Annotated in this window: 7 protein-coding genes, 1 tRNA gene and 2 pseudogenes; 3 read left to right on the top strand and 7 right to left on the bottom strand. The window is 47.4% G+C overall.

Features of this window, described 5'->3' with window-relative positions:
* Positions 1-96 precede the first annotated feature (96 nt).
* From D0A34_19660 to D0A34_19645, 4 genes are all read right to left on the bottom strand, one after another.
* Positions 97-1,311 carry an amidohydrolase gene (locus D0A34_19660; GenBank protein ID UNU20795.1) on the bottom strand — a complete coding sequence of 405 codons (1,215 nt, stop codon included), beginning with the start codon at positions 1,309-1,311 and terminating at the stop codon, positions 97-99.
* Between the two features lie 255 nt (positions 1,312-1,566).
* Positions 1,567-2,274: an ATP-dependent dethiobiotin synthetase BioD gene (gene bioD / locus D0A34_19655; GenBank protein UNU20794.1), complete on the bottom strand. Its 708-nt coding sequence runs from the start codon at positions 2,272-2,274 to the stop codon at positions 1,567-1,569.
* A 60-nt stretch (positions 2,275-2,334) separates the two neighbouring features.
* Complete coding sequence (locus D0A34_19650) at positions 2,335-4,041, bottom strand: serine/threonine protein kinase (protein UNU20793.1); 1,707 nt, start codon at positions 4,039-4,041, stop codon at positions 2,335-2,337.
* Positions 4,042-4,415: 374 nt separating this feature from the next.
* Complete coding sequence (locus tag D0A34_19645) at positions 4,416-4,874, bottom strand: GatB/YqeY domain-containing protein (GenBank protein UNU20792.1); 459 nt, start codon at positions 4,872-4,874, stop codon at positions 4,416-4,418.
* A gap of 607 nt (positions 4,875-5,481) precedes the next feature.
* Here D0A34_19645 and D0A34_19640 point away from each other — a divergent pair.
* From D0A34_19640 to D0A34_19630, 3 genes and pseudogenes are all read left to right on the top strand, one after another.
* Entirely contained in the window at positions 5,482-6,474 is a 993-nt protein-coding gene (locus D0A34_19640; GenBank protein UNU20791.1) for a ribose-phosphate pyrophosphokinase, read from the top strand.
* Between the two features lie 433 nt (positions 6,475-6,907).
* Positions 6,908-7,459: pseudogene (locus tag D0A34_19635) on the top strand (DUF3747 domain-containing protein).
* A gap of 220 nt (positions 7,460-7,679) precedes the next feature.
* Positions 7,680-8,264 (top strand): annotated as a pseudogene (locus D0A34_19630) (S-layer homology domain-containing protein).
* Positions 8,265-8,522: 258 nt separating this feature from the next.
* Here the strand turns inward: D0A34_19630 and D0A34_19625 are convergent.
* The 3 genes from D0A34_19625 to D0A34_19615 all read right to left on the bottom strand — a co-directional run bounded on the left by D0A34_19625 (position 8,523) and on the right by D0A34_19615 (position 13,943).
* Complete coding sequence (locus tag D0A34_19625) at positions 8,523-9,413, bottom strand: hypothetical protein (protein UNU20790.1); 891 nt, start codon at positions 9,411-9,413, stop codon at positions 8,523-8,525.
* Positions 9,391-13,695: a DNA helicase gene (locus D0A34_19620; GenBank protein ID UNU20789.1), complete on the bottom strand. Its 4,305-nt coding sequence runs from the start codon at positions 13,693-13,695 to the stop codon at positions 9,391-9,393. The genes D0A34_19625 and D0A34_19620 overlap by 23 nt, the downstream gene beginning before the upstream one ends.
* A 175-nt stretch (positions 13,696-13,870) precedes the next feature.
* Positions 13,871-13,943 (bottom strand) — tRNA-His (locus D0A34_19615).
* Positions 13,944-14,107 lie beyond the last annotated feature (164 nt).

Raw genomic sequence — 14,107 nt, 5'->3', positions numbered from 1 at the left:
GGAAGATGCCTGTTCCACCAGACATGAATTTGCTTGTTCCACAAAAACTAAATTTTCTTGTGGGGTAGGCTTCTAGCCCCCCCCTGAAAGACTGATTTACATCGCACAAAAATTTTCGACACACCGCACAAACATTTCTACACCCATCCCCAACGCAGTTTCATCAAAATCAAAACGCGGGTGATGGTGCGGGTAAGCTAAGTTTTTCTCTGGATTTGCTGAACCCAAGAAGAAATAGCAACCTGGGACTTCTTGCAAAAAGAACGACATATCCTCGCCGCCCATTGTTTGGCATTCGGGAACGATTCCCGCAGGAGTTTCTACCACAGATTCTGCTACGCTGCGTACCAATTCAGCTATTCTCGAATCATTAATAACTGGCGGATAAAGGGCACAATAATCTAATTGGTAATTTGCCCCGTGACTCTGACAAATTCCGGCAATTAATTGCTCGATTCGCTTGGCAAAATAACCTTGATATGCTGGGTTGAAATAGCGCACCGTGCCACCGATTTGAGCGGTATCGGCAATGACGTTGTGGGTGTGGCCTGCGTGGAATTTGCCAACACTTACTACCGCTGAGTCGATCGGGTCAATGTTCCGCGCGACAATTGCCTGCAAAGCGCTGACAATTTGGGCTGTAACTACGATCGAGTCCACAGTCTGATGTGGCATTGCGCCGTGTCCACCTTTGCCAAAAATCGTGCAGTCAAAAACTTCGACAGCCGCCATCAAAGCGCCGCTGCGGACGCCTACAGTGCCCAAAGGTAGATTGTTCCACAAATGCAAGCCGACGATCGCATCAACATCAGGATTCTTCAAAACTCCCGCTTCAATCATCGGTTTTGCGCCGCCTGGCCCTTCTTCAGCGGGCTGAAAGATAAATTTTACCTTACCCGAAAAGCTGTGTTTGTGCTTGGCCAGATAACAGACAGTACCGAGGGCGATCGCAGTGTGGCCGTCGTGGCCGCAAGCGTGCATAATTCCATCATGCTGCGATCGATAATCCACCTCATTTTCTTCTTGAATAGGCAAAGCATCCATATCAGCTCGAATTGCCAAAACCCGTCCCGGTTTGCCACTGTCTATAGTTGCGACAATACCAGTTTTAGCAATATTAGTTTCATGATCTATGCCCCATTCCTGCAACTTTTGCGATACAAACTGCGCCGTTAAATTTTCATCAAAACTCAACTCCGGCTTTTGGTGCAAAAGGCGACGCCATTCGACTAGCTGAGGCTGCAAATTTCTAATCTCCAGCCGCAATTGAGATAAATCGACAGAGGTTAAATTCGGTAAAGTAGAAACCATGTTTTATTCTCCTTTTTTTTTGATTAGGTTTTAGATTTAATCACTTAATAAATGGTAATCACTAATTATAGCAACCCCGAATAAGTTGTGATACTCTCTCTGCTCTTTCTCGGCGGTCTCGGCGGTCTCTGCGGTTAAAATAAAATCTTCTTCAATCCTATCTGAGTTGGGCCGGAGATTTTTTTTATGAACCGCAGAGGGCGCAGAGTACGCAGAGGAAGAGAAGAATGAGAAACAGAGGTGTTTAGAATAGGGTTATTTAGAAGTCTGAGCAACTAAATTAACCCCTGGCAGTAACCGCTCTAAATCTAAATCTGAAGCAATTTTAGCTAATTTAGCAAGGTCAGTCGGGTCATCTAAATGCGGCAAAATACCCAACACAGGTATTTGAGTCAGTGACTGGATCAAATCAACGGACGCTAGATCGGCAATTTCTTGTTCCGAATAAGCTTTAACGCAATTGAGCACAATTCCTCTCAGCTTAAAACCAGTGTGTCTGGCGAGAGCAACATTCGCCACAGCTTGCCCGATCGCGCCCAACCTCACAGGTACTACCAAAACCCCTCTCAGCCGCCAATCCCTGGCAATATCGGCCACCGTCAGTTCCCGCGTTACAGGCGAGCCCAATCCTCCCAAAGCTTCCACCAACACAAAATCCTTGCGCTGCGAGAGGCTTTGCCAAGCCGTCCAGACCTTTTCGAGTTCGATATGTCTCCCCTCCCGTTCCGCAGCAATCGGCGGTGCTAGAGGCGCATCAAAGTGCAGCGGATTGAGTTCTTCGGGGGATTGGTCGAGGGAAAACAAACGGGTGTAGAGTTCGCGATCGCCCGTTCCCGTTTGCAACAGCTTCATAATTCCCAAACTGCGATCGGGAAAATACATTTGCCAATAAGCAGCCAGAGCGCTGGTCAAAACAGTTTTGCCCGCGTCGGTATCAGTTCCAGCAATTAGCAGCGAGTTCATTGGCAAATAGCTAACAAGTAATTGGCCTCAACCTCAGTCTAGGGGAATTTTGCCAGAAGTTTAGAGTTCTGGCGATGGTGCGGGTGTTGGTGCTGGTTCGGGTTCCGGCGCGGGTTCCGGTTCCGGTTCCGGCGACGGTGCAGGAGTTGGGGCCGGTTCCGGTGACGGTGCGGGTGTTGGGGCCGGTTCCGGCGATGGTGCGGGTGTTGGGGCCGGTTCCGGTGTCGGTGCTGGTGTTGGCGACGGCGCGGGCGTCGGTTTGGGTGCGGGAGTTGGTGCGGGCGTCGGTTTGGGCGTCGGTTTGGGCGCTGGAGTCGGCGCGGGCGTCGGTTTTGGTGTCGGAGTTGGCGCTGGGCTGGGTTCTGGGCTGGGCTCCGGCAAAGGTTCTGGGCTGGGTTCCGGCAAAGGTTCTGGGCTGGGTTCCGGCAAAGGCTCTGGGCTGGGTTCTGGCAAAGGTTCTGGGCTGGGTTCCGGCAAAGGTTCTGGGCTGGGTTCCGGCAAAGGTTGCGGGGTTGGGGTTACCAAAGGTTGCGGGGTTGGGGTTGGCAAAGGTAGCGGGTTGGGTATCGGAGTTAGTGTCGGCGTCGGATTTGTAAGTGCTGGCGGCGTCGGAGTGGGTTTTGGGCGCGAATTGTTGAGAAATGAGCCTACTAAGGCCCAGGAACCGAAGCCAGTCAAGATTACTAAGCCCGCCAGCAGTCCGATCGCAGCGATGGGATTGTCCCAAAAAGTGTCGCCAGCAGGCTCACTTAACGGGTCTGGCTGGTTTGGCGGGGGGGAGCTCCGGGCGGCTGGCTGGTTTGGCGGGGGGGAACTCCGGGCGGCTGGCTCTGGCGGCCGGCCCACGGCCACCGTTGCTATTAGCGAAGGGTTTGTCGGCACCACTGCTGGCGGCGCGGGCGGTACAGTTGGCTGGCTAGGCTTAGGATTAGTTTGGGCGTCGAGTGCTTGGGCGACTTCGCTGACAGATTGATATCGATCGCCCGGAGAGCGACTCAACATCCGATTCAGCACCAAAGCCAAACCCGTGCTCACCTGCACTCGCTGCTGCCAATTCCACTGCAGCGTTGTTTGATCGAGCAATTCCTGCGGTTCTTTGCCTGTCAGCAGGACGATCGCCGTTACAGCTAAAGCGTAGAGGTCGCTGCTGGCAGTGGCCCGCCCGCTTTGCAACTGTTCCATCGGTGCGTAGCCGATTTTACCGACAGTTGTCGCCTGGGCTGTTCCTTCGGGAGACTGGACTTTGGTGGCGAGTTCCTTCACCACTCCAAAGTCAATCAGCACCGGCATTTGGTCGTTTTCCCGCCGAATTATATTTTCTGGGGAGATGTCGCGGTGGATGATGCCGCGGGCGTGGATGTGAGCGAGTATCGGCAGCATTTGCCGGATAAATACCAAGACTTCGGCTTCAGTGAAGCTGCGACCATTTGAAGTTCGATCGAGCAGCAGTTCGCGGTAAGTCATCCCTTCCACGTAATCCTGCACTAAAAACAAACGCTGGTTCTCTTCAAATATTGCCCGAAACTGGGGAATTTGTGGGTGCCCAATTTGGTAAAGTATTGCCGCCTCTCTTTGAAACAATTCCTTCGATTTTTCCAAAACGTAAGGCCCGCTTTGCACCGGAATCAATTCCTTCAGGGCGCAGCGTTCTTGAAACCGTCCCAAATCTTCTACTAAATAAGTCCGGCCAAATCCCCCTTGACCTAAAATATTCACCAAGCGGTAGCGGTTTTGTAGGAGAGTTCCAATAGCAATAGGTGGCTGCATAAGTTTAAGTTGAAACTGTTAAAAAATAGACGATCGCTCACAGACTTAGTAATGCTATGTCTTTAATGCTCTTGAGCATACTTCACTATCTGTAGTCCCCAGTCCCGACCAAAGTTAGTATTTTACATTTTTTTGACATTCTTGGACGCAAGGATGGTCAGAAACCGGGTTTTTTCACGAAAATACACAGGTTGCAACCCGCAAATCCGCTCAAAAACCCGGTTTCTTTAGTGTTGATGAGTCCAGGACTGTTGGAGCAACTTTGAGCAACAGCCTGGATTCCTGTTGGGTTCAAAGTTCCATATTCTTGTGGTGCGAATAGCCCGCCCCTGAAATGCCGATCGCAAATGCTGCAAGATTTGAGTTCGAGCTAACTAGCTGTTAAGCTTTGCTTTCACCATGTCTTGAATTCTGTTACCGTCTGCTTTGCCCTTAAGCTGCTGCATTGCCTTGCCCATCACCTTGCCCATATCTTTTGCAGAAGTAGCGCCAACCGAAGCAATCACTTCGTCAACGACTTGACTCACCTCTTCGTCTGACATCTGCGGCGGCAAATACTCTTCAACAATTGCCAACTCCGCCTCCTCTTGTGCCACTAAATCTTCGCGGCCACCTTTGCGGTATTGTTCGATCGAATCCCGGCGCTGTTTGGCTATTTGCATCAAAATTTCCATTTCTTGAGCTTCTGTCAGCGTCTCTTGGCCGGAGGGACGAAGGCTGACTTCTTTTTCGAGAATAAATTTCTTGATGCCACGAACTGTTTCCAAGCGAACTTTGTCCTTGGACTTCATGGCTGCTTTGATTTCTTCGTCAATGCGTTCTCTTAAGCTCATCGATTTCTACCTTGCTTTGCCCGATATCAAAAATCTGGAGTATGCTTCCGATTCTTAACTTTTTTTACAGTATTTTTCAAGTTTATTGCCTGTTGGTGGCATTTTTATCGCATTGAACCCGGATGCCTTCGGCTTTCGACTGAATTTGGGGTGGCTCCACTTCCAGCCTGGGCCCCAAATTGACTCACGCCAGAACTTTTAGACGCAGGGGCAGAAGTGCGATCGTACTTCTGCCAGTACAGAGTTCGCTAGATCCCACATTCCACACCCTGGGGTGTCACACAGCATAATTACGCAGAAAACTCTATCTTTAAAGTAATAAATTATGCCTATATAAAAAATATATACGTTGATATACGGTATCCAAGTATAATTCATAGTTTTATTGCTGGATAAAAATAAGTAAAAACCGATTGTGACCATTAAGGGTGCCGAATGTGAGCTAGAAACCCAGTTTCTCGGACATATTTTTGCAAGTCCTATTCAATTCGCCGAACTTAACACTTGTGGCCGCCCCGAAAGTTAAATCTATTAAAAAATTGGCTGAATATTTCTAGTTTCAGATGGTAAGATAGCGATGGAATAAACGTCCTGCAAGAGGCCTGCTGTGATCCGTTCTGCTACTTTACCGCTTCCGCTTCCCGAGCCGCCGGTTTCCGCTCATGACCGTCTGCGGCTGTTCTCCGGTTCTGCTAATGTTCCCCTCGCCCAAGAGGTGGCTCGCTATCTGGGGATAGATTTGGGGCCGATGGTTCGCAAGCGGTTTGCTGATGGGGAACTCTACGTTCAAATTCAAGAATCGATTCGGGGTTGCGATGTTTACTTGATTCAGCCAACTTGCTGTCCGGTAAACGATCGCCTCATGGAATTGTTAATTATGATCGATGCTTGTCGCCGCGCTTCGGCCAGACAAATTACTGCCGTCATCCCCTATTACGGATATGCTAGGGCTGACCGCAAAACGGCCGGAAGAGAGTCGATTACTGCAAAATTAGTGGCTAATTTGATTACGGAAGCTGGGGCCGGTCGCATTTTGGCGATGGATTTGCACTCGGCTCAGATTCAAGGTTATTTTGACATTCCTTTCGATCACGTTTACGGTTCGCCGGTGCTTTTGGATTATCTGGCGAGCAAGCAATTGACGGATATTGTTGTGGTTTCGCCGGATGTTGGCGGAGTCGCTAGGGCGAGAGCTTTTGCCAAAAAGCTTGGCGATGCTCCCCTGGCAATTATTGACAAGCGCCGCCAAGCTCACAACGTGGCAGAAGTGATGAATCTTATCGGTGATGTCAGGGGCAAAACTGCGGTGTTGGTAGACGACATGATCGATACTGCCGGCACGATTTCTGAAGGTGCGAGATTGTTGCGCCGCGAGGGTGCGAGGCAGGTTTATGCTTGTGCTACTCATGCGGTGTTTTCGCCTCCGGCGATCGAGCGTTTGTCTAGCGGGGTGTTGGAAGAGGTAATTGTTACGAATACAATTCCTGTGCCGGAAGAGAACCGTTTTAAGCAGTTGACGGTGCTTTCGGTAGCCAATTTGCTCGGAGAAACTATTTGGCGGATTCACGAAGATAGTTCTGTTAGCAGTATGTTCCGCTAGACAGGAAAGGCGCTTTTTGAATGTTTGTTTTAGGGTGCGTTAACCAAGTGTAACGCACCGTTTTTTTGCTCAATAGTGCGATCGTTTCCCGCAAGTAATAAGCCCAGGCACATCTAAATTTTACTGTCAAGTCCCATCAAATTCTTGTGGAGTGGGCGTCCCGCCCGCCCGGAAAATACAATTTAGATGCCCAACAGCTTATCAAGTTCCTCGGTAAAATAACCGTTATAACTTTGTAGTGAGGACTAAAGTCCTCCTAAAAATTCGCTCGGACTTTAGTTCTCACTACAAACCAAGGTGACGATCGGCGATCGCTCGCACTTGGTACCACCGGAACAAGAGATGGTAAAATTCTATCTTGTTGTTGGAAGAGGGCGAATTTTTTATATTCTAGATAAGTCTCATCACAATAAGGAGCCCATAGGGAAAAATCATGAAACATTCACTTGTACGAACAGTGGCCGCACTGGCAGGTTCAGCAATTTTAACACTTGGGGCGATCGGTTCGGCTAAAGCATTTACTTTTGACGAAACCGAAATTAACCAAGAGCGAGTAATTGTCATCGCCCAACCCCGCCCTTCCGGCGGCTACCAATTGCTAATTCTAGAACAAGTCTCTGACAGGCGAAAATGCTGGAGCGAAAGTGGCTCTAATCCCGTGAAAGTCGATCCATTATTAGTTAGTTTTGATTTCACGGGTATTTGTGGCCGCGCAACTGACAGCAACGGCTTTTCAATTCGCATGGCAGGCACCGATTTAGCATTAAAATACACCCTAACTTTGGAAACTGTTGATGGCAATGTTCTTCTAATGGGAACTCCGGTAGATTACCAAGGTAAATCGGTGATTATCGGTCGCACAAACGGCGATGTTAACGACTTCATGAAAATCAGTCTCGATCCTGCTTGGCGCTTGAGTAAAAGAGCTTACCAAGGCCGCACATTAGGCCACTTTTATTTCACTACCAATCAATCCGCACCGGGAGAAATTGGCAATACCGGAGGCAATACCGAAGCAATACCGCAGCCAATACCGCAGCCAATACCAATACCAATACCGCCGCCATTACCGCAGCCATCACCGCCGCCATTACCGCAGCCATCACCGCAGCCATTACCGCAGCCATCACCGCCGCCATTACCCCAGCCAATACCGCAGGAAATACCAATACCGTAGGCAATACAGGCTTTTCTACAATTCGGAGATAGCTACCGATGATATCTACGCTTCCGAAATTAAAGAAGCTGTGGGCTTTGGGTTTGTAGCCCGGTTTTCTCAAAAGAATACCTTTCGACCGCAACTTGCTGTTACCAGAGAGCAATTGGTATCTTTAGTTTGGGAATCTTTGAAATGAATACAAGGTGCTAATATCACCTTTCCTAGCCATGTTTCTATCCGTCCATTTAGCGACGTTGATATTTCCCGCTGGAGTGCCGGAAAACTTCTATTGGCGCGGAACAACAAGATAGTTAGCTACTATCAACATGGAACTTTTAAACCTACCCAGCCCGTCACTCGCGCTGAATTGATAGCGGTGCTGCCAAGAGGGGCGGAATTCGGTTTGTCGCCGGGAAAGCAGCCGAATGTAGTTGTTAAAGAGCCGTCTAAAACTTTTTCAGACACTCAGAATTATTGGGTTGCTTCTATTATTACTCAAATGTCTGCTTATTGTTCTGTTGCTGCCGCTTTTAAGGAAATTGGCGATCGGTTTGCTTTCGATGATTCTGCACAGCGGAATTACGCGGCGGCGGCTACTTGGTGGGTGCTGAAATGCGTTAAGGCTCAGTAGGGCGAATTAGATACCCGACTTCTTCCAGAAGTTGGGTATCCGAGTATATTGCACAATTACCTCATTTTTTGGTTAATAGTTATATGTTGTACTCTTGTCAAGAACGGGCAAGATGCCCGTTCCACAAAACTTAATTTTATTGTGGAACGGGCATCTTGCCCGTTCCTAAACAAGTAATTGAGAATGGTGCAAGATATCAGTTAATCAGGACTAAAGTCCTTACTATAAACCCGTTGGTAATCAGGACTTTAGTCCTCATCATATCGTTTCCTTGGGTTTCTTCTTAGATGGCTTTTTAGGATTTTTATGGACGGGGATTGTCTCGGATTCTTGCTGTGCGATGTCTGGGGTTACTTTACACAAGTCGTTCAAGGAAAGTTTTTGTTGCGATTCAAGTTCGTTTAGCAAGTTTGAAGCTGTTTCTAATATTTGCTTTCCCTGTCTGACTTGAATAGTAGTTTTATTTTCGATCGCATCTAGCAACACAAAAATCGAGACTGTTTGCCAAATATCTAAATCGTCGCCGACGACATCGCAAGCAGAGACAATTTTGCCGTTTTGTGGGGCGTGAATTCCTAAGCCGGAATCTTGAATTAACGGCTGGATTTCTGCTAGACTTAAATTAGCAAGGTCGCTAATTTTATGTTCGAGGGATACTAAATCTGCTAAATCGGGTAAGTTGACCGATTCTGCCGCTAAAGCATCGAATTTAAAGGTAAGAGTTTGATTTAAAGGATCGGAAATGGCGTAAATTGATTGAATTTGCGATCGACTAACCGCACCTTTCTCGAAAAAATCTCTACCTTGCGGGGCGATCGCAATTTGCCCATTTTCAGCCACCTCCAAGCTTTCCAAACTAACCAGAGTCGCCGCCGTAGTCTTCACAAAAATCTCGTCCAACCCCAGCAAATCCGCCAATTCCTTCAAAGTTGGCGCAGGTTCAAACTCAACACCCGCCCGCAAAATGAACTCTTCCAACACGTTAAACTCGCGCGGTTCACTAACCGCTACCTCCAGCGGAGTTTGCCGGATTGCAAAGCGGAATTGACGCGCCGCCAACACAGACAAGCCCGGATTTTGTTGCTCAATTTGTTCGGCTAGCGAACTTAAATTCGAGTCTATTGGTTTAGTTGAGGACGCTAGAAACATCTACAAAACCTCCGCAGTGACGCACCGTTTTTGAAACTTCCTGATACATTTTTCCCACTGTACCTGTTTGTTGGGTAAATAAATCGTGGCAGCCGACAACAATCAGCAATTCTTGAGCCCGGGAAAATGCCACATTCACCCGTTCCGGTTCCTTAGCAAATCCAATATCGCCCCTAACATTATTGCACACGGTGCTGACAATAATTACAGGTCTTTCCATGCCTTGAAATATGTCAACTGTACCAGTGCGGATGCTCAAAGCAGGAAATCTTTCGCCTTCGATTCTGTCTTTAATTGCATTTAATTGAGCAGCATAAAAAGTGATAATTCCGATTTCTTTCGGTGGTTCACCGTCGGCAACTTTGGGCCGCCAAGCTATCTCCATTTGTTCGCACAAACTCTCGATCGCATCAATCTCCTTGACATTCAACCGCGAAGTACCCTGTTTTTCCTCTTCAAATCCTTGTCCGATGGGCGTTTTCACCCACAGAATGTGATTATTTTCTTGAATGATTCTACCTGCGAGGTTGTGGGCGCGCTTGGTGTCAGCTTCCTGAATGCCACAGTTGAGTTTTTGCTGGTAAAACTGATTGATTGCACCCATGATTTGCGGGTGCATTCGATACTGAGTTGTCAGCATTTTTTTGATGCTGTCGTTGGCATTTTCAAACAAAACTTTGAACAAAGATTCTTTGATAAAGCTAAGTTCGTCTCCGGTACAGCCGATGTCTTCGGCAATATCGTCGATCGTACTTTGATTAAACATCGGCGGCAATTGCCTGTGATCGCCCACTAATACTAACTTTCTGCCTTTCAAAGCGGGAATTAATAACTCTGGGGGAGTGCATTTGCTAACTTCGTCAATGATGACTGCATCAAAGCTGGGAAAGTTTTTAGTAAAATCGAAGCTAGCAGCTTGCACGCAAGTAATGCCGATCACGTTGGCATTGTCAATATAAATTTGCTTTAAATCGTTTCGGTCTTTTTCTGAGGGATTGCGAAGTTTTTGAATCCAATCTGTCACAAAGTTTTGAGAACGATTTAGGGCTGTTTCTTCTTGTTCTAATTTCCGCTGCCAAGTTTTGAATAAACGCTTAATTTTGTTTAAAAAAGCTACGGTGAATAATCCTGTATTCGGAACTTCTGGCTGATATTGAGTCGGGATACTTTGCCATGCTGACTCCCACCAATTTCTCTCAACAAGTAATGCTGCTGTTGGTTGCTGCTGTTGCAGTTGAGCGGTAATTTCGCTCAATTCGGTTTGAAGTTCGGCGAGTTGCTGCTGCGAAGTTGCAGCCGCAATTTGCAGCGGGGATAAATGCTCGTCAAGAGTGTTTTTGATGGTCTCCAAAACCCCAAAAGGGTCTAGATCCGCAATGGATTTTTCAAGCTGAATCGTGCTTGCTTTCCAAGCCTCAACTTGCTTGACAAACTGCTGCGGTTGCTCCCAAATATTCGATTTTTGGGCGAGATATTGTTCGGCTAAAATCCGCAACTTTTCAGGGGCGTTTGGCTGTTGGACAACTGCTTGCAACAAATTAGTAACTTCGCTAATTTTTAAGTTTGCCTCTTGCTGCGCTGTTTCTACCTGAAGTTTAGCGGCGGATATTTGCTGCTGGTTTAAGGTTTGACCGATTTTATCTAATAATTGTTGCTGTTTGATAAGCTGCTGTTCGGTTTCGGTTTTCAGGGGAACCACACACTGACGCGCATTTGCGAGGATACTGTGTAGCAATTCTTTGACTAGGCGATCGAAGGTAGCCTGGATATGATTTGGGTGCAAGGATTCACTATAAAATTGTTGAATGCTACCTAAGAAAGTGCGAGCTTTTTCGATGATAAATTTGCGCTGACTTTGGCTGACTTGGGAGTAGCTGGCGAAGTCTTTAGCGAGTTGCTGCCACTGTGCGCGATCGCCCGCAGAGAGCACGATCGGCGTTTGACTCAAATTTAGGTGCAGAAACTCGCTAAACCGGAACTGTTGCCCTTTTATGTCCTTACAACCTGCGCTTTCTTCGTGGGATATCGCCTTTTGCAACCGATCCAAATCGGGCAAATTGATTTTGCATTTGGGCGGCACGATCGGCAATTTGAGCGATCGGGCAATTTTCAGCAATCCTGCGGGCAATTCTACCATATCATCCGTGAGCATTGCGCCCGTTTCCCAGCAAGTTTTCACGACTTCATAGAGCCCCGTATCTGCCGTCTCAATCCACTGTGCAACGGCGACGACAACGGCTGCAATTTCAGCTTTTCGCAGTTCCAAATTCTTGATTTTCTGTTCGAGATTGTGGCGATGTGTCTGATTTTGCCGATCGCCCAATTCGAGTTGATTCACAGCCTCAGACATCTGCCGCGACACCCGCAACGACTCCGCAACCGCCGACATAGCGTGACAAACATCATCAGCGCGATCGAATGCTGTCTTAAATTCCGATATTTGCGCTGCTACAGTTTCCTGAAGCCACACCGCAATCCCAAACGCGCCGCAAGCAGGGCGATCGAAGCCTATTTGAATAGCATTGCTGGCGGCAATGCGAACATTTGCCATAAAGTTTTCTACTAAAACATTGCCTTCTGAATAAGGTTTTAGTCGAGGCATAAACTCAGCAACTTCTGGAGATTCCCAGTTAACATTCGGCGCATCCAACAAACTTTCTAGCCCCCTAACTAGGGATTCAATCTCGCTTTTTTTGGTTAAAGCCTCTTCATAAGCTGCTGCTTGCTGACTGCATTTTTCCTCAATATTTGCTTTACTGTCGTGCAGGTGTTTTAGTTCATTAAATAAATCTCTCTCTGCGGCACAGTAGGCGGTAAATCGCTCGGATTCTGCCACCAACTGCCGCAAAGATTTGACATTAGTCAGGCGCTGCGAGAGCTTTTTTTCGCAGTCAGTCGCCGTATTTTGCAGCCAAGTGCCGATCGCATTTTCCTCTAAAAACGGCTGCCCTTCTTCCTGCACCTTATGAGCTTTTCCCTTCCGCAAAGCCCGAATCGCCGGATTGTGTACTAACCGACTCAAAGCATTGTCTACAGCCAAATTTGCTTGCGAAGCAATGAGCGTTTTCCCGCCCTGACGGGCAATTTGATAGCAAATCTCCGCAATCACAGTCGTTTTGCCCGTTCCCGGCGGCCCTTGAATCAAAATTAAATCCCGCGCCGAAAGCACCGTTTCTACGGCAGCAAGTTGGTCGTCATTAGCATTGCGATTTAATAAGTTTTTCCGCTCCAATTTAATCAGTTTTTCGGGCACTCTCGCCTGAGAGGAGTCGAATAAAAACTCACTCAAATAGGGATTTTGAGCGCGGCCATCTGTCAGCATTTTTAAAGCTTTCTTCTTGCGTTCGATCTGACTGATATCGCCCGCCGCCTCAAAATATAAGAATCCTTGTTTGGGCAGTTGATATCTGCCGCCCGCCATGCGAGATCCTAAATCAACATCTAACTTAATCCGTAACTTACCATGTTCAAAGTCAATTTCAGCGATGCTACCCAATGTCTCGCCATCGCGGCTGCTTCTGCTTCCGGGCGGCGAATCAAACAGAATAATTTCTTCATTTCGCGCCTTTTTTAGCCTTTCGCGAAAGTCGCCCAATTCTAAGAAATTTTCCTCGTAACCGTCAAGAGTTGCGGAATTACGATCGATTTCAAAAGTGACGATTTTGAAGCCGGAACCGTAATTGTGCCCTCGGAAAAAAACGCAAAATTGACGCGCTTCCGCGATGCGTTTTTCAACATTTAAAAAAGTGTGCCAAACTTTTAGCTGTTCGGTAGTCGGTATGTGTCTATGGTCCCAAAATGGCATTTGTTGGACGCGGGCGATCGACTTTACAGGAATTGGCGAACGACTGTTAGCCAAAAGTCGCAACTGAACCGGCAAAGCATACCCATCTTTCCTTCCTCTGGGAACCGCGACCAAACCAGCATCCAGCAGTTTTAAACCGCCAATTCCGTCTTCACAGCGTACAGTTGCTAACAACCGCAAAGTGCGATCGGCTTTTTGCAACAATTGAGGTAATTCAAAATCATCTCCATCCGTAGCAAGCAACAATTCCCAGATTTCTTCTTCCGAAAATCTCTCATTTACCTTTTGGCGACGCACGTAGAAAAGATTGTGGGATTTGCCAGCTATCTCCGACATCAGAATTTCCGCACGTTCTTTGCATTCCCAATCGCAATATTTCCCTAAAGCCGCTTCTCCTTCTATATCCCGAATAAACTTATTAATTGTGCGATCGCCACTAAATTTATATCCCCAATCTTCTGTTACTAAAGATGGCATATTTTGATTTTAGATTTTAGATTTTATCTTGGATTTAAGATTAGCACATCGGAACTGGTGCCGACAGAACCGCTACATCCCAAAAAAAATTAAGGTGTGCATTGCACACCCTACGACCATCGCAAATTACCGTACAGGCGACAGGCGCTCGAATTAAACTGTTTAGAATCAAAAGGGCGAACGATGGGACTTGAACCCACGAATGGTGGTACCACAAACCACTGCCTTAACCACTTGGCTACGCTCGCCGTATCAGTTTTAACTATAGCATCAGATCTCAGCACAAGTCTAGGGGTAAGGCAAAAATATTTTGAAATATTTCTGAGCGTCCCTGAACTGGACAGATAGATTGTGCCTCAAGTTCCAAGCACAGTAAGACTATAGCACTATTTTCGCTCTGCGCCGGCTTGTG

The sequence above is a fragment of the Microcoleus vaginatus PCC 9802 genome (assembly GCA_022701275.1).
GTDB classification, from domain to species: Bacteria; Cyanobacteriota; Cyanobacteriia; order Cyanobacteriales; family Microcoleaceae; genus Microcoleus; species Microcoleus vaginatus_A.
Note: the sequence above shows the minus strand (reverse complement) of the source record. Positions and strands in the feature narration are given on the sequence as shown.